The following is a 19,827-nucleotide window of genomic DNA, read 5'->3' as shown; positions in this document are numbered from 1 at the left end:
GGCGCTTCGGTCAGTAACGCCGGCGGTACAGCGCCGCGTCGACGATCGACCACAAATGAATGATCCAGCCCAGCCAGATCACCCAGAGCACGGCGGCCAGCACGAACATGATCAGCGCCTTGAACACCCGGCCCTGGACCAGCTGGCCGAGGCCAGGGATGAAGAAACTGCAGATGGCAGCGAGCACGTTGCCGCTGCTGCCCTGTCCGTCGCTCATGCGATTACCTCCTGATGGATGCCCGTTGGCACATGGTAAGACACCTCTCGGCCTTGCTTCGTAAACTTCCGACACGCCGTTAAGGTTGACAGTGGGCGCGCGCCTTTCCACACTTCGCGCCTTCGCCCCGGGAGCCCACCATGACCGCAGCCATCCGCCACGACTGGTCCCGCGAGGAGGTCGAGCACCTTTTCGCCTTGCCCTTCAACGACCTGCTCTTCCAGGCGCAGACCGTGCACCGCCAGTATCACGACCCCAACGCGGTCCAGGTGTCGACCCTGCTGTCGATCAAGACAGGTGGCTGTCCCGAGGACTGCGCTTATTGTCCCCAGGCCGCGCGCTACTCGACCGGCGTGAAAGCCGAAAAGCTGATGAGCGTGGAAGCCGTGCTTGCCCGGGCCCAGGCGGCCAAGGACGCCGGCGCGAGCCGCTTCTGCATGGGTGCGGCGTGGCGCTCGCCGAAGGACCGCGACGTGGTCAAGGTGGCCCAGATCGTTGCCGCGGTGAAGGGCCTCGGCCTGCAGACCTGCGCGACCCTCGGCATGCTTTCCCAGCCGCAGGCCGACACACTCAAGGCCGCGGGCCTGGACTTCTACAACCACAATCTCGACACCGCGCCGGACTTCTACGGCGAGATCATCCATACCCGCGAGTTCCAGGATCGCCTCGACACCCTCGACCACGTGCGCCAGGCCGGCCTGAAAACCTGCTGCGGGGGCATCGTCGGCATGGGCGAATCACGCGCGCAGCGCGCCGGCCTGCTGACCACGCTGGCCAACCTGCCCGAACACCCCGAATCCGTACCGATCAACCGTCTGGTCCAGGTGGCCGGCACGCCACTGGCCGGCACCGAGGCACTGGATCCGTTCGAGTTCGTGCGCAGCATCGCCGTCGCGCGCATCGTCATGCCGGCCTCGGTCGTACGCCTGTCGGCCGGCCGCGAGTCGATGGACGACGCTTTGCAGGCGCTGTGCTTCGCCGCGGGTGCCAACTCGATCTTCTACGGCGAGAAGCTGCTGACCACGGGCAACCCGGACGTCGAACACGACCGCCGGCTGTTCGAACGCCTCGGCCTCACGCCGATGGACGTCGAGATCGAGCCGGGCACGGTCCACGCGGACATCGTCGAACGCGCCGACGCGGCGTGAGCCGGCCGGACCTCCGCGCCCGCGTCGAAGCTGCGCGGGCGCAACGCGAACGGGAGGGGCTGCTGCGCCGCGCTCGCGTCTGCGAGGTCACCGCGGACGGCCATCGTGTCCTCGACGGACGGACGCTGGTCGACTTCTGCGGCAACGACTATCTCGGCCTCTCGCGTCACCCCGACCTCGTCGAAGCACTGCACCGCGTCGCGGCCACCGAAGGGGTCGGCACGGGTGCCGCACATCTGGTCTCCGGCCATCGCGGTGAACACGCCGCTCTGGAAGAAGAGCTGGCCGACTGGACCGGGCGTCGGCGCGCGGTGCTGTTTTCCACCGGCGTCATGGCCAACCTGGGGGCTTTGCAGGCCTTGCTCGGAGCTGGCGGCCTGCCAGGCCGCGGCGGTGCCCTTTGCGTGCAGGACCGTCTCAACCACGCCAGTCTCATCGATGGCGCGCAGCTGGCCGGCGCCGAGCTTCGTCGCTATCCACATGGCGATGCCGAGGCCGCGGCGCGCCAGCTCGACGCACGACCCGAGCACGCGGCCCTGCTCGCAACGGACGGCGTATTCAGCATGGATGGGGATGTCGCGCCGCTGTCCGCGCTGGCGACGCTCTGTCGGGAGCGCAGCGCGCTCTTCTATGTCGACGATGCCCATGGCCTGGGCGTTATCGGCCCCGAGGGCGCCGGCAGCGTAGCGGCGGCCGGACTCGACGCCACACGGGTGCCCCTGCTCATGGGCACGCTGGGCAAGGCACTCGGTACGGCAGGCGCCTTTGTCGCCGGCGATGCCGACCTGATCGAGGCCATCGTCCAGTTCGCCCGGCCCTATATCTATACGACGGCGATGCCGGCCGCCCTCGCCGCGGCAACGCGTGTCTCGCTGCGCCTGGTCCGCGCCGACGTGGAAGGCCGTCGCCAGCGGCTCGCGGCCCATATCGAACGGTTTCGCGCCGGCGCACGGCAACTGGGCTTGGCCGTCATGCCTTCTCGCACCGCCATCCAGCCGCTGCTCATCGGCTCGGCCGAGGGCGCGCTGGCCGCCTCGCGGGCCCTGGAGGCAGCCGGTTTCCTCGTGGTCGCGATCCGACCACCCACGGTGCCGCAGGGCGCGGCCCGGCTGCGGATCACGCTCTCGGCGGCGCATTCGCCGGAACAGATCGACGCCCTGCTGGACATGCTCTCCCGCCTTCCGGGTCCGGCCGGGACCGCCGCCGTATAATGGGCGGCCACGTCCCTCCCCCTATGCCCATGTCGATCCTCAACATTTCCGCCTACAAGTTCGTCGGTCTCGACGATCTGGACGTGCTGCGCGCGCGCATGGTCGAGCGCTGCGACGCCCTGGCGCTGAAGGGGACGATCCTGCTGGCACCGGAAGGGATCAACCTCTTCCTGGCCGCACCGCGCGAGGCGATCGATGCCTTCGTGAGCTGGCTCCACGAGGACCCACGCTTCGCCGACATCACGCCGAAAGAGAGTCTCTCCGACGACGTGCCATTCGGTCGCATGCGCGTGCGCCTGAAGAAAGAGATCATCACCATGCGTGCGCCGTCGATCCGTCCCGAGGAAGGTCGCGCACCGCATGTGCTGCCGCTGGATCTGCGGCGCTGGCTCGACCAGGGCCACGACGACGAGGGCCGCCCGGTCGTACTGGTCGACACGCGCAACGACTACGAAGTGGCCGCGGGCACGTTCGAGAACACTGTCGAATACGGCCTCGCGAGCTTCACCGGGTTTCCCGACGCCATCGCCGCGGATCGCGCGCGCTTCGATGGCAAGACCGTGGTCTCGTTCTGCACGGGCGGTATCCGCTGCGAGAAAGCGGCCATCCACATGCGCGAGATCGGCATCGATCGCGTCTTCCAGTTGGAAGGCGGCATCCTGAAGTATTTCGAGGAAGCCGGCGGCGCGCACTGGCGTGGCGATTGCTTCGTCTTCGACGAGCGCGGCGCCGTCGATCCGACCCTCGCACCGAGCGACCCGGCAGGCGGCGCGTCATGAGCGGTCTGCACATCGAGCGCCACGGCGAGGGCGATACACCGCTGGTGCTGATCCATGGCTGGGCCATGCACGGCGGCATCCTCTCGCCACTGGTCGACGCACTGGCCTCGCGCTACACGATGTACGTCGTCGACCTGCCGGGCCACGGCTACTCGCGCGACTGCGGCATTCCGCTCGAACCGCTGGCCTGTGCAAAGGCGATCGCCACAGCGACGCCGCCCGCGATGTGGATGGGTTGGTCGCTCGGTGGACTGGTCGCGCTGACCGCCGCACTCGACACGCCGGAGCACGTGACCTCGGTGGTCGCCATGTGCTCCACGCCGCGCTTCGTCCGCACCCAGGGCTGGCCCTACGGCAACGACGCGGCCATGGTGCAGAAGCTCGCCGCCGATCTCGAGACCGACTACCGCGGCACACTGGAGCGCTTCATCGCGCTGGAGGCCATGGGCAGCGCCGATCCGCGCGCCGAAGCCCGACGCCTGAAGGAAGAAGCCTTCGCCCGCGGCGAGCCCGACCCGCGCGTCCTGATGGAAGGCCTGCGCCTGCTCGAGAGCGCCGACTTGCGCCCGCGCCTGTCCGAACTGCGTCAGCGCAGCCTGTGGATTGCCGGCCGGCGCGACCGCATTGTTCATCCCGAGGCCGTGCGCTGGTGCGCCGAGGCGGCCGGCGGCCGCTTCGAGGAGATCGCCCACGCCGGTCACGCCCCCTTTATCGGCCACGCCGCCAGCGTGGCCGATGTCCTGACGCAGTTCACCGAAGCAGACGCATGAGCGAATTTCATTTCGACCGTACCCAGGTCAGGCGCAACTTCGGTCGCGCCGCCGGCACCTACGAGAAACACGACGCGCTACAGCGCGAAGTGCAGTCGACCCTGGTCGACCGCCTCGACATATTCGAGCAGGTGCCCGAGATCGTCCTCGACGTTGGCGCGGGTACCGGCCGCGGCAGCGCTGCGCTGAAGAAGCGTTACCCCAAAGCGCAGGTCATCGCGATGGATCTGGCGCTCCCGATGCTGCGCCAGGCCAGGCAGCACAGCAGTTGGCTGAAGCCGTTCTCGCGTGTCGCCGCCGACGCCTACACCTTGCCGATGCCCGACCACAGCGTCGACATTCTGTTTTCCAATCTGTGCTTCCAGTGGTGCGAGGACGTGGCCCGCCTGTTCACCGAGTGCGCGCGCGTGCTCAAACCCGGCGGCCTGCTCACGTTCTCCACGTTCGGTCCGGACACATTGAGCGAGCTCCGTGCCGCCTGGGCGGAAGCCGACCAGCACGCGCACGTGGCACGCTTTCTCGACATGCACGACATCGGCGACGCGATGCTGAGCGCCGGGCTGCGCGATCCGGTCTTGTTCGCCGAACGCTACACGCTCACCTATCCCACGCCGCGCGCGCTGCTCGACGAGCTGCGCGGTCTGGGCGCGAACAATGCCGACGCCGATCGTCAACGCGGACTCACCGGCAAGCAGCACTACCGCCGCATGCTCGATGCCTACGAAGCGATGCGCAGCGACGGGGTCATTCCGTCGACGTGGGAAGTGGTCACCGCCCATGCCTGGGGGCCTCCGGCCGGGCAGTCGCGCCGCGAAGGCAGCGGCGAGATCGCCAGTTTCCCCATCGACAAACTGCGTGGGTCGCGGCGGAAGACGCCGTTCTGACGGTTATCGTCGGGTCGCGCGGTAGCGGCAACCGGGTTCGTGTCCGTCGACCATCCCGGTGGCCTGCATGAGCGCGTAGCAGATGGCCGTACCGGCGAAACGAAATCCTCGCCGATGCAGGGTCGCGCTCATGATGTCGGAGGCATCGCTTCGCGAACGCGTTCCAGGCGCAAGGCATGATGGCGTGGCGCTGGCATCCCCACCGACGAAGCGATGGAGAAAGGCCGATAACGATCCCTCGTCTTCGATCAACCTGAGCGCGGCCCGCGCATTGCCGCGCACCGAGGCGATCTTGAGGCGATGACGGATGATGCTGCGATCGCGGCGGACCATGGCGAGTTCGCTGTCGGTCATCGCGGCGATGCGTGAGAGGTCGTAGTCGTGAAAGATGCGGCGATAACGCTCGCGCTTTGCCAGAACGGTACGCCACCTCAGCCCGGCCGCCGCGCCACGCAGCGTGATCAGCTCGAAGAGCTGTCGATCGTCGTGGATCGGCAGCCCCCACTCCCCGTCGTGATACGTGCGTTCAACATCGCTTTGTTCGGCCCAGGCGCATCGCATGTCCCGTCTCACACGTCCTGAAGAAGAGACGAGAATAGCTACGCAAAGTGGCCGCGAATGTCCGCTTCAGGTCGCGCTTCCCGTGCGAATGCCTACCAGGGCAAGTCATCCAGATCGACGTTGCCGCCAGTCAACACCGCGCCGATACGGCGCCCGACGACACGCTCCGGGTAACGCATGAGCGCGGCGAGCACCGTGGCACTCGACGGCTCGACGACGATGCGCAACTCGGACCAGAGCAGGCGCATGGCGGCGATCACGTCGGCGTCGCTGACACGCAGCACGCTGACGCCCTGCTCGCGCAGAACATGAAAGTTCGGCTCGCCGATCAGCGTACGCAGGCCGTCGCAAATCGTGTGGGGCGTGAACGGCCCGACCCGCGCATCCGCTTCCAGCGAACGGGCCGCATCGTCGGCGCCTTCCGGCTCGGCGCCGAACAGCGCGATCGCCGGGTCGATGCCGTGGGCCGCGATCGAGCAGCCGGATGCCAGCCCACCACCACCGACGGGAAAGACGATCGTATCGATACCCGGAGACTGGCGCAGCAGTTCGGGCACCAGCGTCCCCTGCCCCGCCATCACGCGCGAATCCGCGTAGGGGTGGACCAGGGTCGCGCCCGTGCTTGCCATGACCTCGGCAGCCTTCGCCTCACGCGCCGCGGTGGTCGGCTCACAGCGGTGCACCGTCGCGCCCGCGACGACAATCGCGTCCACCTTGGTCTTCACCGCGCCTTCGGGAACGACCACGTGTGCCGTGATCCCGCGCGTACGCGCCGCCATGGCCAGGGCATTACCGTGATTGCCGGAGGAGTGCGTGACGACGCCGCGCGCGGCGTCCTCGTCGCTCAACGACCAGACGGCATTGGTCGCGCCGCGAAACTTGAATGCGCCGCCCCGCTGCAGGTTCTCGCACTTGAAGACCACCATCGCCCCGACCAGCATGTCGATGCGGTCGCTGCGAAGCACGGGTGTCACCAGCGCATACGGTGCGATGCGCGCGGCGGCGTCGCGTACGTCGGCAAAGGTCGGCAAGGTCACGTGTCGAATTCCACGCCGCAGACGAAGCGACGCTCCTGACCGGCGGCCAGCGTGATCAGCGGCGTGCAGTCGTCGCGGTTGAAGGCATCCGGCATGCATTCCATGGGCTCGAGTGCGACCGACTTGCGGGCGTCGCGTTCGGCGGTGTCCGAGGTGAAGGCGAGCATCACGCCCTTCTCCTGCCACACGGCGATGCCCACACCCGTTTTCGGGTCGCGCAGATGGGTGCGCGCCTTGCCATCGGTATCGAGCTGCAGATCCGCGTAGGTGTGATTGAGCGCGACGCTGCCGATCGCGCGCGGCTTGCGAAAATCGAGCGACGCATCGGCTTTTTCCACAGCCTGCCACGCGCGCGTGCCCGGCAGCGGAATGAAATCCTTGTCCGTGGCGATGACCTTGTCCGCCGGCACCTGCAGCTCCCAGGTGTCGATCGGGTTTTCCGAAAGCCGGAAGTACGGGTGCCAGCCGAAGAACGTGGGTGCGGCGTGGTCGCCGACATTGCGTGTTTTCGCTTCCACCGTCAGGCCGTGCTCGTCCAGCGTGAAGGTGACACTGAAGTCGAGGGCGAACGGGTAGCCCGGATTCACCCCGGGCCGGATCGCGTCGGTGAAGAGCGTGACCGAGGCGCGGTCGTCGTCGGCATGCTCGCGCTGCACGTCGAACAGCGTGCCGCGAAGGAAGCCGTGGCGGCTGGCGCGATCGGCGCCGACGGCACCCGGCTGCAAATCGTAAGTAGTTCCTTCAAATGTGTAGCGCGAATCGTTAACGCGGTTGGCGAACGGCGTCATGATCGCGAAGCGCGATCCCTTATGCCCCACCAGCTCCTTTTCGTCGCGGAAACCGTCGGTCACGGCGTGTGTCGCGTCGCGCCAACGGGTGCTGATGGAGAGCACGGTGGCGCCGCGCCGGGCGATGCGCACCTCGCGGTCGGCATCGGCGTCGACCAGTACCACCAGTGCGTTCGCGCCCAGGGTGGAGTGCGTCACAGTGAATCGGGACATGGGGAGGCTTCCTTTTGACGAATCCGACCGCATGTTAGCCTGCCTGTCAGACCAGAACATGTGTTGTCTTACCGCCATGAGTGATCGCTCCGACGCCCCTACGTCCGTTATCCGTCTCGCCGACTACCGCCCGCCCGCGTGGGCCGTGGAAGAGGTGGCGCTCGAGTTCGACCTCGGCATCGACCGCACCGAGGTCGTCAGCCGCCTCACCCTGGTAAGGCAGGCCGACGAGCCTGTTCGCCTGAACGGCGAGGGGATCGAGCTCCTGGGGCTCACGCTGGACGGCCGTGAGCTGGGCGACGGCGAGTACATCCTCGCCAACGGCATGCTGGAAGTCGCGGTCGACGCCGACCGCTGCGTCCTCGGCGCCCGCGTCGCGGTCCGCCCGGCGGAGAACACCGCCTTCGAAGGCCTGTACCTTTCCGGCAGCCGCGATCGCGGCTTCCTGCTGACTCAGTGTGAAGCCGAGGGTTTCCGGCATATCACCTATTTCCCGGACCGTCCCGACGTCCTGTCGAAGTACGCCGTGACGCTGCGCGCCGACCGGGAGCGCTTTCCTGTTCTGCTCGCCGGCGGCAATCCGGACGGTGCGGGCGAACTGCCCGACGGCCGCCACTGGGCACGTTTCGTCGACCCGCACCCGAAGCCGAGCTACCTGTTCGCCCTGGTCGCCGGTCGGCTGGAACGGATCAGCCACGACTACACCACGGCCGATGGCCGCGCGGTGGCCCTGCACATATGGGCCGAGGCCGATGTCATCGATCGCTGCGACTACGCCATGGACTCGCTCATTCGCTCGATGCAATGGGACGAGCGCACCTACGGTCGCAATTACGACCTCGACGTTTTCCACGTCGTCGCCACGCACGATTTCAACATGGGCGCGATGGAGAACAAGGGTCTCAACATCTTCAACGCGAAGTACCTGCTGGCCGATCCGGATTCGAGCACCGACGACGAATACCGTCACGTCGAAGCCGTGGTCGCGCACGAATACTTCCACAACTGGAGCGGCAACCGCGTCACCTGCCGCGACTGGTTCCAGCTCAGTCTGAAGGAAGGCCTCACCGTGTTCCGCGAGCAGAGCTTCTCGGCGGACATGAACTCGGTGTCGCTCAAGCGCATCGAAGACGTCGCCTTGCTGCGTCGAGCGCAGTTCCCCGAGGATGCCGGCCCGCTATCGCATCCGGTGCGGCCGTCGCAGTACAGCGAGATCAACAATTTCTACACGGCCACCGTCTACGAGAAGGGCTCCGAGCTCGTACGCATGCTCGCCGGCCATCTCGGCCGCGAGGGTTTCCGCAAGGGCATGGACGTCTACTTCGATCGCCACGACGGCGATGCGGCCACCATCGAGGATTTCCTGAAAGCCCTGGGCGATGCCAACGGCACCGATCTATCGGCCTACCTGGCCTGGTATGGCCAGGCAGGGACGCCACGACTGACCGCCGAGGCACGTTACGACGCCGCACAGTCGCGCTATCGCCTCACCTTGCGCCAGCGCACGCCGGCGAGCGCGGGGCAGACGGTCAAGCATGCGCTGCCGATTCCCGTCCGGCTGTCGCTGTTCGATGCCTCCGGCAAGGCGCTGCCGCTTCGCCTCGAAGGCGAATCCACGGCGGGTGCCGCGGAACGCACCATCGTGCTCGATGGCGCCGAGCGCAGCATCGTGTTCGAGGACATCGCCAGCGCTCCCGTACCGTCCTTGCTGCGCGGCTTCTCGGCGCCGGTGATCCTCGAATTCGATTACGCCCCCGAAGAACTGGGTGTGTTGCTTCGTCACGATCCGGACGGCTTCAATCGCTGGGAGGCCGGTCAGCAGCTCGCCGGCCTTGCTTATGACAACTGCCGCGACGGCAAGCTCGACGGCGCCGCGATCGGCGCCTGGACGACGGCCCTCGCCCAGCTCTTCGGCGATGCCTCGGTCGAAGACGCACTGCTCGCCGAACTGCTTACCCCGCCCGGCGAGATCGAGTTGGTCGAGCGCCAGCCCGAGCGCGACCCGGACCGCATCCGCGCCAGCCGGCAAGCGATGCTGCGCGAGCTGGCAAGCCGGATCGGCGTGCCCTCGCTGCGGGCACGTTACGACGCCCTGCGCGCCGCCACCAGCGCTGCCCTCGACGCGGCCAGCCAGGCGCGCAGGCAACTCAAACGCCGCGTGCTCGACCTGCTCGCGCTGGTCGATGAAAACCACGCGCGCGAGCTCGCTCGCGCGCAGTACGAGGAAGCCCCGGGCATGACCGACCGCCTCGCGGCACTGGCCACGCTGGCGACGATCGATCCGGAAGCCGCGGCGCCCGCGTTCGCACACTTCCGCCAGCGCTACGAGGGCAATGCCCTGGCACTCGACAAGTGGTTCGCGGTACAGGCCCAGTTGCCCGGCGACACGGCACTGGAGCGCATCCAGTCGCTGGAGCGCGACGACGCGTTCACCCTGAAGAACCCCAATCGCGTGCAGTCGCTGCTGGGTAGCTTCGCGCGCGCCAATCCCAGCGGCTTCCATCGCACCGACGGCGCGGCCTATCGCTGGCTGGCGGATCGCCTGGTGGCGATCGATGCGCTCAATCCGCAGGTCGCCGCGCGTGTGGCGACGGCCTTCAACGGGTGGAAGCGCCTGGAGCCGGTGCGGCGCGAAGCGGCGCATGCGGTGGTCGCGGAACTGGCGTCACGCAAGGATCTTTCGCGCGATCTCACCGATATCCTCGCCCGGGTGGCCTTGGGCTGATCCCTGGATCAGTCCTCCAGCCCGGCCAGCGTTTCGCGAATACGCGCGAGGCGCTCCTCGATACGCGGGCGCAGGCGGCCCTGCTCGGCGGGATGGCGTTCGACAAGCCGCTCCATGGCCATTTCCAGACTCCCCATTTCGATGAGCAGGTCGTGGTGGCGGATCATGGGTTCATTGGTGGACATGACAGCGTTCATGGCGTGCAGCCCTTTCCCTCGTTGGTCGGGATGCTGCGATGCATCGGCCGTGCCACGCGCTTTTGCGGGCGAAGAAATGTGCGCTGCGTCACAGGCGATCTCGGGACTGGGGAGAAACTGACGTACTGCGTCACCAATTGCCGAAATCGAGCACCTCGTTGACGAAAAAGTCACACACGATTCATTCGAACGGTGTACTGTTCCATTCAACGAAAAAAAGCCGAGGCGTTGGCCTCGGCTCTTCGTGCCAGTCACTCGGTTTCTGGCGCCCGGCAGCACGGTCATCCTGGATTCCCCCTGTTCCTGAGACCGCCGGGCGCCAGATCTCATTCGACAAACCGAATGGGGCATCCTTGCCCACATCCCGCTTCCTTCGCCCGGCACACGACCAAACCCCTGTCGTTCGGTCTCGGCGCGCGTGCGATCGCGCAGCGTCTGCCCGGGTGAAGTGCACGGAATAGGAAGCACGAGCCGTGCCAAGACCTGCCCGATGGCGACGGCGCTGCAACGCAGCGTGGTTTGCCCGGCAGGCGTAAAATGGCCGGCCTGGCCACCTGCCGAACATCCTGACCATGCTGCATACAGAAACCTACGACGTCATCGTGGTCGGTGGCGGACACGCCGGCACCGAAGCCGCCCTTGCGTCCGCACGCACCGGCGCACGCACCCTGCTGCTCAGCCACAACATCGAAACGATCGGGCAGATGAGCTGCAACCCGGCGATCGGTGGCATCGGCAAGGGCCACCTGGTCAAGGAGATCGACGCCCTCGGCGGCGCCATGGGGCATGCGGCGGATCGCGCCGGCATCCAGTGGCGGACGCTCAACGCATCCAAGGGACCGGCTGTGCGCGCCACGCGCTGCCAGGCCGATCGCACCCTTTACAAGTCGGCGATCCGCTTCATCGTCGAAACACAGCCCAACCTCGAACTGTTCCAGCAGGCCGTGGACGACCTCATCCTCATCGATGGTCGTGTCGCCGGCGTGCGTACGCAGATGGGCCTCGACTTCCACGCACCCGCGGTCGTGCTTACCGCGGGCACCTTCCTTGCCGGCAAGATCCACATCGGTTCGGCGCAATACGCAGGTGGCCGCGCCGGCGATCCACCGGCCTCGACACTGGCCGCGAAGCTGCGCGAGTTGCCGGTTGCCGCCGACCGTCTGAAGACAGGTACGCCGCCGCGCATCGACAGCCGCAGCATCGATTTCTCGGTCCTCGAGGAGCAACCCGGCGACGATCCCATGCCGCACTTCTCTTACATGGGATCGGCCGCCGAGCACCCGCGCCAGGTGAGCTGCTGGATCACCCACACCACTGAAGCCACGCACGAACTCATCCGCGGCTCGCTGGACCGGTCGCCGCTGTACAGTGGGCAGATCGAAGGCGTCGGCCCGCGCTATTGCCCGTCGATCGAAGACAAGGTGGTCCGCTTCGCCGACAAGACCTCGCACCAGATCTTCGTCGAACCGGAAGGTCTCGATACCTTCGAGATCTACCCCAACGGCATCTCGACCTCGCTGCCCTTCGACGTGCAGCATGCGCTGGTGCGCTCCCTTCCCGGCTTCGAGCGCGCGCACATCACGCGTCCGGGTTATGCGATCGAGTACGACTACTTCGATCCGCGAGGCCTGCATCCCTGGCTCGAAACCAAGGGCATACCGGGGCTGTATTTCGCCGGCCAGATCAACGGCACCACGGGTTATGAGGAAGCCGGCGCGCAGGGACTCATCGCCGGGATGAACGCCGCGCTTGCCGTGCGCGGCGAGGCGCCGTGGTATCCGCGCCGCGACGAGGCCTATATCGGCGTCCTCATCGACGACCTCACGACCAATGGCACCATTGAGCCGTATCGCATGTTCACCTCGCGCGCCGAGTACCGGCTGCACTTGCGCGAAGACAACGCCGACCTTCGCCTGACGCCTCACGGCTACGCACGCGGCGTCGTCCCCGAGGATCGCTTCCGCCGGTTCGAGGCCAAGCGCGACGCGGCGGAGCACGAGACGGCGCGCCTGCGTGGTATCTGGGCCGCACCGACCAACGCGCTCGGCGCGGCGATCGAGCGCTCGCTCGGCATCGCCGTAAGCCGCGAGACCCATGCCCTCGATCTGCTCCGCCGACCCGAGCTGGACTACGCCACCCTTACCGGCGTTGCCGAACTCGGGCCGCCGGTGGACGATCCCGAGGTCGCCACGCAGGTGGAAGTCCAGGCGAAGTACGCCGGTTACCTGGAACGCCAGCGCGACGAGATCGAGCGTCAGCGCCGGCACGAGTCCACGGCGATTCCCGAAGGCTTCGATTACGACCGCGTGCGCGGCCTCTCCGCCGAGGTGCTGCTCAAGCTCAAGCGGGCGCTACCCGTGACCATCGGCCAGGCATCGCGCATCAGCGGCGTGACGCCGGCGGCGATTTCGCTGTTGCTGGTCCACCTGAAGCGTCGCGCCGCCTGAGCGGCGCATGTGCCAACCAGCAGTCGGCGGCGCAGCGGTCCATCTGGCATCATCGGCGCCAGTCAGTGCTTCAGTGAAAAGGTAGACCATGCAAGTCTGGATCGGACGTAACGGTGAGCGCTTTGGTCCCTACACGGACGACGACATCCGTCAGTGGCTGCGCGACGGCACCTGCCGTCCCGACGAACTCGGCTGGTACGACGGCATGGTCGACTGGCGCCCGCTGGGCGAACTGTTCCCGGACGATCGCCCGGCGGTCGCCGAGGGCGCGCCACCGATGCCACCCTCTCCGCCACCGTTCCTGGGCGTCACCGATGTCGCCGCGCCCGAGTACGCCGGCTTCTGGCTGCGCTTCGGCGCCTGGGTCATCGATTACCTCATCCTCATCGTGCCCTTCACCGTCATCGCGCTGAGCATGGGTCTGGGCGCCGTCATGACCACGGTGATGGAGCAGATGAAGACCGATCAGGTCGCCGCACTCCAGGCCTACGCCACCTCGGTGCTGCCGATCACCTACGTGCTGATGGTCATCGGCTTCGTTTACTACACGGTGTTCGAGGCCTCGAAATGGCAGGCCACGCCAGGAAAGATGGCGGTGGGCATCCGTGTTACCGACACCGACGGGCAGCGCATCTCGCTCGCCCGCAGCGCCGGCCGCAACGCGATCCGCCTGACCAACGTGTTGCGCTTCCCGATACCGCTTCCGCTGATCTGCTACGTCGTCGCCGCCTTTACCGAGCGCAAGCAGGGCGTGCACGACATCCTCGCGCGGACCTACGTGCTGATGGGTCGCGCCGACCAGGCCGGCGCTCCCGTGGCGGCCCCGCGTAGCGGCGAGAACGGCCGCTTCGACGCCTGATCACGCCGCCTGGCCCGGCCCTCGGGCCGGGGCCTTGCCTGTGCTTGCTATCATCCACGGCTCGACCCGACGTTTCGGCCGGCCGAGCAACGCACAGGAACCACATGCAGAGCATCGAACAACGAATTGCCCAGGACATCGCCGCAAAGCCCGAACAGGTGCGCGCAGCGGTGGAACTCCTCGACGGCGGCGCCACCGTGCCCTTCATCGCCCGCTACCGCAAGGAAGTGACCGGCGGTCTGGACGACATTCAGCTGCGTCTGCTCGAAGAGCGCCTGCGCTACCTGCGCGAGCTGGAAGACCGCCGCGCGGCGATCCTCGACAGCATCGTCGAGCAGGGCAAGATGACCGACGCCCTCAAGGCGGACATTCTCAGCGCGGATACCAAGGCGCGCCTGGAAGATCTCTACCTCCCCTTCAAGCCCAAGCGCCGCACCAAGGCCCAGATCGCCCGCGAGGCGGGTCTGGAGCCGCTGGCGCTCGGCCTGCGCGAAGATCCCACGCAGGATCCGGAAACCTTCGCCGCGAGCTTCGTCGATGCCGAAAAGGGCGTCGCCGACACCAAGGCCGCGCTGGATGGCGCGCGCGCCATTCTCATGGAATCCATCGCCGAGGACGCGACCCTCGTCGGCGAGCTTCGTGACTGGCTGTGGGAGAAGGGCCAGATCCGTGCCGTCGTCGTCGCCGGCAAGGAGAACGAGGGCGCCAAGTTCCGCGACTACTTCGATCACAGCGAAGCCGTGTCGAAGATTCCCTCGCATCGCCTGCTCGCGCTGATGCGTGCGCGCAACGAAGGCGTGCTCGAAATCGACCTCAATCCCGGCGCGGACGCCGACCAGGGACATGCCGAGGGCGAAGGTCGCGTCGCCGCGCGCGCGGGCATCGTCAACCGCAACCGTGCCGCCGACGCGTGGCTGCGCGAAACGGTGCGCCTGACCTGGCGCGTGAAGCTGCACCTGCACCTCACGCTGGATCTCTTCGGCCGCGTGCGCGAAGGCGCCGAAGACGAGGCCATCCGCGTGTTCGGCGACAACCTGAAGGACCTCCTCCTCGCCGCGCCGGCAGGCGCAAAAACAGTCATGGGCCTCGACCCGGGCATCCGCACCGGCTGCAAGCTGGCGATCGTCGACGCCACGGGCAAGCTGCTCGCCTTCGACACGATCTACCCGCATGAGCCGCGCAACCAGTGGGACCAGTCGGTGGCCCGCATCGCGCAGCTGAGCAAGCAGCACGGCGTGAACCTCATCGCCATCGGCAACGGCACCGCCTCGCGCGAGACCGACAAGCTGGCGGCGGAAGTCATCAAGAAACACCCCGACCTAAACCTTTCCAAGGTGGTGGTCAGCGAAGCCGGCGCGTCGGTGTACTCCGCGTCCGAGCTCGCCTCGAAGGAGTTCCCGGAACTCGATGTGTCCATCCGCGGTGCCGTGTCCATCGCCCGCCGCCTGCAGGATCCCCTGGCCGAGCTGGTGAAGATCGAGCCCAAGGCCATCGGCGTCGGCCAGTACCAGCACGACGTGAACCAGGTGAAGCTCGCGCGCGCGCTCGACGCCCGCGTCGAAGACTGCGTCAACGCGGTCGGTGTGGACGTCAACACCGCATCGGCGCCGCTGCTTGCACGCGTCGCCGGCCTGTCGAGCAGCGTGGCGGAGAATGTCGTGAAGCACCGCGACGCCAACGGTCCCTTCCCCAGCCGCAAGGATCTTCTCAAGGTTCCGCGCCTGGGCGAAAAGGCCTTCGAACAATGCGCGGGCTTCCTGCGCATTTCCGACGGCAGCAATCCGCTCGATGCAAGCTCCGTGCATCCCGAGGCCTATCCCGTCGTCGAGCGCATCCTCAAGCAGTGCGGCCGCGAAGTGAAACAGGTCATCGGCGATACGTCCTTCCTGCGCGCGCTCAAGCCGGAAGACTTCACCGACGCGACCTTCGGCGTGCCGACGGTGCGCGATATTCTCAAAGAACTCGAAAAGCCTGGCCGCGATCCGCGTCCCGAGTTCGTCGCGCCCAGCTTCGCCGAAGGCGTCGAAGACCTGAAAGACCTGAAGGTCGGCATGGTGCTCGAAGGCCGTGTGACCAATGTCGCAGCCTTCGGCGCCTTCGTGGATATCGGCGTCCATCAGGACGGCCTGGTTCACGTGTCGGCGCTTTCGCACACCTTCGTCAAGGACCCGCGCGACGCGGTGAAGGCCGGCGACGTGGTCAAGGTCAAGGTCATGGAAGTGGACCTGCCGCGCAAGCGCATTGCGCTCACCATGCGGCTCGACGATGTCCCCGGTGAAGCCCGGAGCGGGCGACCGGGTCAGCGTGACGACGCCGCGCAAGGCGGTGGTGGTGGCGGTGGCAACCGTCGTGGCGCCCAGGGCGGCGCCGGCCGTCCGCCGCAACCGCCCAAGGCCGCCCCGGCGCCGGCAAACAGCGCCTTCGCCGACGCCTTCTCGCGCGCGCTGAAGAAATAAGGCGATGCGTCCACCGGGACGGTGTCCCGGTGGACGTCCTCTTTTTCGGCAAGCCTCAAGAATTTTCTGAGTACTGGCGGCTCCCCTGCTCCGTGCGCGCCGATGCATCGGCGATGGGCGCTGGCTGTGTGCCCCGGCCCGCCAACGCCGGATTCCCGTGGCATCGGCCCCTGGGTGCTTTCCAGGTGCGGCGGCGCAGCATGCGCCGCCGTATGGCTTCCATTACCGTAACGTTTCTCTAACGCCCCACACACGGAGTGAACCACATGCGTATTCGCCATCTTGCCGGTGCCATCGGTGCCGCCCTTCTGTTCAGTGCCGGGGCGCACGCCGACGGATTCCAGCAGGTCGTATCGTTCGGCGACAGCCTGAGCGACAGCGGCAACGTCTCGATCCTCTCCGGCTCGCCGGTCATCGCCCGCTTCACGACCAACCCGGGTACGACCGCCGTCGAGAACATCGCCAACCACTTCAACCTGGCCCTGACGCCCTCGTTGGCCGGTGGCACCGATTACGCCTTCGGCGGCGCGCGCGCCGCGATTCCGAATCCGGTCCCGGCGACATCGGCGCAGATCCAGCAGTACCTCGCGGCGAACGGTGGCAAGGCCAACCCGAACGCGCTCTACACCATGTGGATCGGCGCCAACGATCTGCTCGCCGCGACCGAAAACCCGGCCACCGCGCAGGTCGTCGTCGCCACGGCGGCCACGCAGGAAGTGGGCCAGATCAAGGCATTGCAGGCCGCCGGCGCGAAGACTATCGTCGTCTTCAACCTCCCGGACGTCGGCAAGACGCCGGCCGCCATGTCACAGGGCGCCGCCGCATCGGCCGGTATCACCCAGCTGAGCCAGGTCTACAACGGTATCCTCTCCGGCGGCCTGGCTTCGGCCCAGCGCGGGATCGTGCCGATCGACACCTACGCCCTGCTCAACGAAGTCATCGCCAGCCCGGGCACCTACGGCTTCACCAACGTGACCGTGCCGGCCTGCACCACGGCCAGCTCCATCACCTGTACACCGGCCACGCTGCGCGACCCGAACGCCGCCAGCACCTACCTGTTCGCCGATGGCATCCACCCGACCGCGGCGGCCCATGCCCTGCTCGGCCAGTACGCCCTCTCGATCATCGAAGCTCCGCAGAAGATCTCCCTGCTCGGCGAGGCCGGCCTGGCCACGAGCGACGCGCACACGCGCGTGCTGCGCAACCAGATGATGGCCGACAACTTCGGCGCGGACACGCGCGTCTTCGCCTCGGCCGAATATGGCCAGCAGAAGTTCAAGAGCAGCGGCACCTCGCCGAAGACGGACAGCGATAACGTCAACCTGACCATCGGTGCCGACGCCAAGGTCAACGAGAACATCTCCATGGGCGTCGCCCTCGGCGTCGCCTCGAGCAACGCCGACTTCTCCGGCGGCGGCGGCTACAAGATGACCGACCTTGCGGGCTCGGGTTACGCGTTCTATCACGCGGGTGGCGGCTACGTCGGCACCTTCGTCAGCTTCGGCCAGCTGAGCTTCACCGACATCGATCGTCGTATCGACCTGGGCCCGGCCCAGCGGACGGAAACCGGCAAGACCGACGGCTCGCATGTCGGCGGCGGCCTGCAGGGCGGTTGGTGGTTCGGCAGCGAAACGCTGAAGACCGGTCCGTTCGTCAGCCTCACGTTCGAGCAGCTCCGCGTCGACGGTTACAACGAGTACGGCGGTGCCAGCACCGCGATGAACTTCGGCAGGCAGACCCGCAACTCGCGCGTCGAGACGGGCGGCTGGCGCGTGCAGGGTTCGTGGCAGTCGGGTAACACCGTGCTGCACCCGTTCGCCGAAGTCGCCTACAACCACGACGGTCGTGCCGACGCACGCTACGTCACCGCCGGCTTGATGAGCATGAGCGGCCGGTTCGACCTGCAGGGCTTCACCCCGGACAAGACCTGGGCCACGGCCGACCTCGGCCTCACCGCCGACTTCAACCAGCGCTGGAGTGCATGGGCCGCGTACAGCGGTCGTTTCGCCGACGACACCCAGCGCTACAACAGCCTGAACCTCGGCGTGAAGATGGCGTTCTGATCGAGCCACCCCGGTAGGTAGCTACCCACCCTATGGGGCGTAGCTACCTTGGTGGGTGAAACAACCCTGTGGAAGCCGCTTCAGCGGCAAAAAAAAACGCCGGCGCAAGCCGGCGTTTTTTTCGGGCAAGGTGGCCGAAGTTACTTCTTGCCGTTGCCGCCAGCCTTCGAATACATCGCCTCGGCCTGCTTGCGCAGATCGTTGGCGGCGTCGTCGGAGAGGACGTCGGTCTTGCTACCCGTCTGGTTCTCTTTCAGGACCAGGTCGCCGGCGTCGTTCCAGCCCGCGCGCTCGGTCGAGGTCGGCTTGCCGTCCTTGTTCGGCTTCTTCTCCTGGACGATGACCCAGGGCTTGCCGTTCTTGTAAGCGAAGTCGGTGGCGGTGAAGCCCTTGTCGCCGTAGTCGACCAGCTCACGCACGAACTGGACATCGTTGCCTTTCTTGAAGATCTGCCAGCCACGGGATTCGCCGTCTTTCAGCGCCGTACCCTGGGTGACCTTCATGCCGCCGATGTTCTTCTTGACGCTGTTGAAGCCGCTGAGCTCCTTCTCGCCCGGGGTGGCTTCGCCGACCATCTGGATGTTGGCGACGTTCTTCGCACCCTTGGTCAGGACGGGCGTCTTCAGGGGCGACGAGTAATGGCGATCGCCATCCTGCAGCGATGCCTCGACGATGTACATGTCGTTCGGATTGAGGTCCGTGGCGTTGAAATCGAGCTGGAACTGCGCCGGCAGCGTCACCGGAGCGATCGTCTTGGTGGCCAGCGGCTGGGAGCCTTCGGCAGTCACGTCGAGCAGCTTCAACTCGAGCTTGGCATCGGGCGAAAGCTGGGCACCGGCATCACGCAGGGTGACACTGCCGGTAACGGCGTTGGCCGGGCCGGCCGGCGCGTCAGGCGTGCCACCCGCGGCCTGCTGGCCGTTGTCGGAAGAGCCGCCGCAACCGGCGAGGGCCAGTGCGGCCACGGATGCGAGCGACAAGAAAATCCTGCGCATGGTCGAACCTCGTAACGGAACGGAAAGAGTCGGGTCACGGAAGATACGCGCGCGCATGGCGCCAGTTCTTCCGGGGGGAACCCTGGAGCATACCGGCAAATGGGCCAGTGGAAAAGTCAAGGGTGAAAATCCCTAGGAACTCGTAAGTGCGGGCCGGTTGGCAAGCTGGCAGTCAGACTTGCCGAAAATCGGCAAACGCCTGATCCATAATCGGTTCGCAGAGGGACCACTGGCAAAAAAAGGTTCTTCGCGGATTACCGGGGGCGGGCGCTGGGCATGCCGGGCATTCTTTCGCACCTCGCCTAGGGCTCGCCTTCGGCATCGCGGGCTCGGCTGCGCCATCGCTTTGTACACTTGGGCGTTTCGCGGGGAGACCTTGGCGCCCTGAAGTGGTCTAATTTTTCTGGACATCCCAAAGGGATTCGCAGCCAGAACGAGGTGAACCATGGGACGCAAAGACATTACGCAGGCTCAGCG

16 protein-coding genes are annotated in these 19,827 nt (G+C 66.8%); 10 read left to right on the top strand and 6 right to left on the bottom strand.

Annotated elements, in window-relative coordinates:
- Window positions 1–10: 10 nt before the first annotated feature.
- Window positions 11–217, bottom strand: a complete 207-nt coding sequence (locus VM621_RS17355) for a hypothetical protein (protein ID WP_325470220.1) — start codon at window positions 215–217, stop codon at window positions 11–13.
- A gap of 140 nt (window positions 218–357) precedes the next feature.
- Between VM621_RS17355 and bioB the strand changes: the two genes are divergently transcribed.
- From bioB to bioC, 5 genes are read left to right on the top strand one after another with little or no spacing between them, the layout of a single operon-like run.
- Complete coding sequence (gene bioB / locus VM621_RS17350) at window positions 358–1,365, top strand: biotin synthase BioB (protein ID WP_325470219.1); 1,008 nt, start codon at window positions 358–360, stop codon at window positions 1,363–1,365.
- Complete coding sequence (gene bioF, locus VM621_RS17345; RefSeq protein WP_325470218.1) at window positions 1,362–2,576, top strand: 8-amino-7-oxononanoate synthase; 1,215 nt, start codon at window positions 1,362–1,364, stop codon at window positions 2,574–2,576. Before bioB ends, bioF begins: the two co-directional genes overlap by 4 nt.
- Before the next feature lie 29 nt (window positions 2,577–2,605).
- Window positions 2,606–3,355, top strand: coding sequence for a sulfurtransferase (locus VM621_RS17340; protein ID WP_325470217.1), 750 nt, complete (start codon window positions 2,606–2,608; stop codon window positions 3,353–3,355).
- The gene (gene bioH / locus VM621_RS17335; protein ID WP_325470216.1) at window positions 3,352–4,125 is read left to right on the top strand and encodes a pimeloyl-ACP methyl ester esterase BioH; all 774 of its coding nucleotides are present in this window, start codon (window positions 3,352–3,354) and stop codon (window positions 4,123–4,125) included. Before VM621_RS17340 ends, bioH begins: the two co-directional genes overlap by 4 nt.
- Window positions 4,122–5,009, top strand: coding sequence for a malonyl-ACP O-methyltransferase BioC (gene bioC / locus VM621_RS17330; RefSeq protein WP_325470215.1), 888 nt, complete (start codon window positions 4,122–4,124; stop codon window positions 5,007–5,009). The genes bioH and bioC overlap by 4 nt, the downstream gene beginning before the upstream one ends.
- Before the next feature lie 3 nt (window positions 5,010–5,012).
- Here bioC and VM621_RS17325 read toward each other — a convergent pair whose 3' ends face one another.
- From VM621_RS17325 to VM621_RS17315, 3 genes are all read right to left on the bottom strand, one after another.
- On the bottom strand, window positions 5,013–5,570 hold the full coding sequence (locus VM621_RS17325) for a DNA-3-methyladenine glycosylase I (protein ID WP_325470214.1): 558 nt from the start codon (window positions 5,568–5,570) through the stop codon (window positions 5,013–5,015).
- 92 nt (window positions 5,571–5,662) lie between these two features.
- On the bottom strand, window positions 5,663–6,616 hold the full coding sequence (locus VM621_RS17320) for a pyridoxal-phosphate dependent enzyme (RefSeq protein ID WP_325470465.1): 954 nt from the start codon (window positions 6,614–6,616) through the stop codon (window positions 5,663–5,665).
- Window positions 6,604–7,608: an aldose epimerase gene (locus tag VM621_RS17315; RefSeq protein ID WP_325470213.1), complete on the bottom strand. Its 1,005-nt coding sequence runs from the start codon at window positions 7,606–7,608 to the stop codon at window positions 6,604–6,606. The genes VM621_RS17320 and VM621_RS17315 overlap by 13 nt, the downstream gene beginning before the upstream one ends.
- Before the next feature lie 76 nt (window positions 7,609–7,684).
- Between VM621_RS17315 and pepN the strand changes: the two genes are divergently transcribed.
- A complete protein-coding gene (pepN, locus tag VM621_RS17310; RefSeq protein ID WP_325470212.1) occupies window positions 7,685–10,333 on the top strand; it encodes an aminopeptidase N in 2,649 nt (882 codons plus the stop codon).
- A gap of 8 nt (window positions 10,334–10,341) precedes the next feature.
- Here pepN and VM621_RS17305 read toward each other — a convergent pair whose 3' ends face one another.
- Window positions 10,342–10,815, bottom strand: a complete 474-nt coding sequence (locus VM621_RS17305; RefSeq protein WP_325470211.1) for a hypothetical protein — start codon at window positions 10,813–10,815, stop codon at window positions 10,342–10,344.
- Window positions 10,816–11,102: 287 nt separating this feature from the next.
- Between VM621_RS17305 and mnmG the strand changes: the two genes are divergently transcribed.
- From mnmG to VM621_RS17285, 4 genes are all read left to right on the top strand, one after another.
- Complete coding sequence (gene mnmG / locus VM621_RS17300) at window positions 11,103–12,977, top strand: tRNA uridine-5-carboxymethylaminomethyl(34) synthesis enzyme MnmG (protein WP_325470210.1); 1,875 nt, start codon at window positions 11,103–11,105, stop codon at window positions 12,975–12,977.
- An 88-nt stretch (window positions 12,978–13,065) separates the two neighbouring features.
- The gene (locus tag VM621_RS17295) at window positions 13,066–13,836 is read left to right on the top strand and encodes an RDD family protein (RefSeq protein ID WP_325470209.1); all 771 of its coding nucleotides are present in this window, start codon (window positions 13,066–13,068) and stop codon (window positions 13,834–13,836) included.
- 104 nt (window positions 13,837–13,940) lie between these two features.
- Entirely contained in the window at window positions 13,941–16,292 is a 2,352-nt protein-coding gene (locus tag VM621_RS17290) for a Tex family protein (RefSeq protein WP_325470208.1), read from the top strand.
- 266 nt (window positions 16,293–16,558) lie between these two features.
- Complete coding sequence (locus VM621_RS17285; protein ID WP_325470207.1) at window positions 16,559–18,355, top strand: autotransporter outer membrane beta-barrel domain-containing protein; 1,797 nt, start codon at window positions 16,559–16,561, stop codon at window positions 18,353–18,355.
- Between the two features lie 140 nt (window positions 18,356–18,495).
- Here the strand turns inward: VM621_RS17285 and VM621_RS17280 are convergent, their stop codons facing one another.
- Window positions 18,496–19,350 carry a YbaY family lipoprotein gene (locus VM621_RS17280; protein WP_325470206.1) on the bottom strand — a complete coding sequence of 285 codons (855 nt, stop codon included), beginning with the start codon at window positions 19,348–19,350 and terminating at the stop codon, window positions 18,496–18,498.
- Window positions 19,351–19,827: the final 477 nt, after the last annotated feature.

This window comes from Luteibacter sp., from assembly GCF_035539195.1.
Lineage (GTDB): Bacteria > Pseudomonadota > Gammaproteobacteria > Xanthomonadales > Rhodanobacteraceae > Luteibacter.
This window is presented reverse-complemented; position numbering and strand designations above follow the sequence as displayed.

What these genes read in the sequence shown, in the direction of transcription:
- VM621_RS17355 (WP_325470220.1), bottom strand. Translation starts at nt 217, where the DNA reads ATGAGCGACGGACAGGGCAGCAGCGGCAACGTGCTCGCTGCCATCTGC.
- bioB (WP_325470219.1), top strand. Translation starts at nt 358, where the DNA reads ATGACCGCAGCCATCCGCCACGACTGGTCCCGCGAGGAGGTCGAGCAC.
- VM621_RS17340 (WP_325470217.1), top strand. Translation starts at nt 2,606, where the DNA reads ATGTCGATCCTCAACATTTCCGCCTACAAGTTCGTCGGTCTCGACGAT.
- bioH (WP_325470216.1), top strand. Translation starts at nt 3,352, where the DNA reads ATGAGCGGTCTGCACATCGAGCGCCACGGCGAGGGCGATACACCGCTG.
- bioC (WP_325470215.1), top strand. Translation starts at nt 4,122, where the DNA reads ATGAGCGAATTTCATTTCGACCGTACCCAGGTCAGGCGCAACTTCGGT.
- VM621_RS17325 (WP_325470214.1), bottom strand. Translation starts at nt 5,570, where the DNA reads ATGCGATGCGCCTGGGCCGAACAAAGCGATGTTGAACGCACGTATCAC.
- VM621_RS17315 (WP_325470213.1), bottom strand. Translation starts at nt 7,608, where the DNA reads ATGTCCCGATTCACTGTGACGCACTCCACCCTGGGCGCGAACGCACTG.
- pepN (WP_325470212.1), top strand. Translation starts at nt 7,685, where the DNA reads ATGAGTGATCGCTCCGACGCCCCTACGTCCGTTATCCGTCTCGCCGAC.
- VM621_RS17305 (WP_325470211.1), bottom strand. Translation starts at nt 10,815, where the DNA reads ATGACCGTGCTGCCGGGCGCCAGAAACCGAGTGACTGGCACGAAGAGC.
- mnmG (WP_325470210.1), top strand. Translation starts at nt 11,103, where the DNA reads ATGCTGCATACAGAAACCTACGACGTCATCGTGGTCGGTGGCGGACAC.
- VM621_RS17295 (WP_325470209.1), top strand. Translation starts at nt 13,066, where the DNA reads ATGCAAGTCTGGATCGGACGTAACGGTGAGCGCTTTGGTCCCTACACG.
- VM621_RS17290 (WP_325470208.1), top strand. Translation starts at nt 13,941, where the DNA reads ATGCAGAGCATCGAACAACGAATTGCCCAGGACATCGCCGCAAAGCCC.
- VM621_RS17285 (WP_325470207.1), top strand. Translation starts at nt 16,559, where the DNA reads ATGCGTATTCGCCATCTTGCCGGTGCCATCGGTGCCGCCCTTCTGTTC.
- VM621_RS17280 (WP_325470206.1), bottom strand. Translation starts at nt 19,350, where the DNA reads ATGCGCAGGATTTTCTTGTCGCTCGCATCCGTGGCCGCACTGGCCCTC.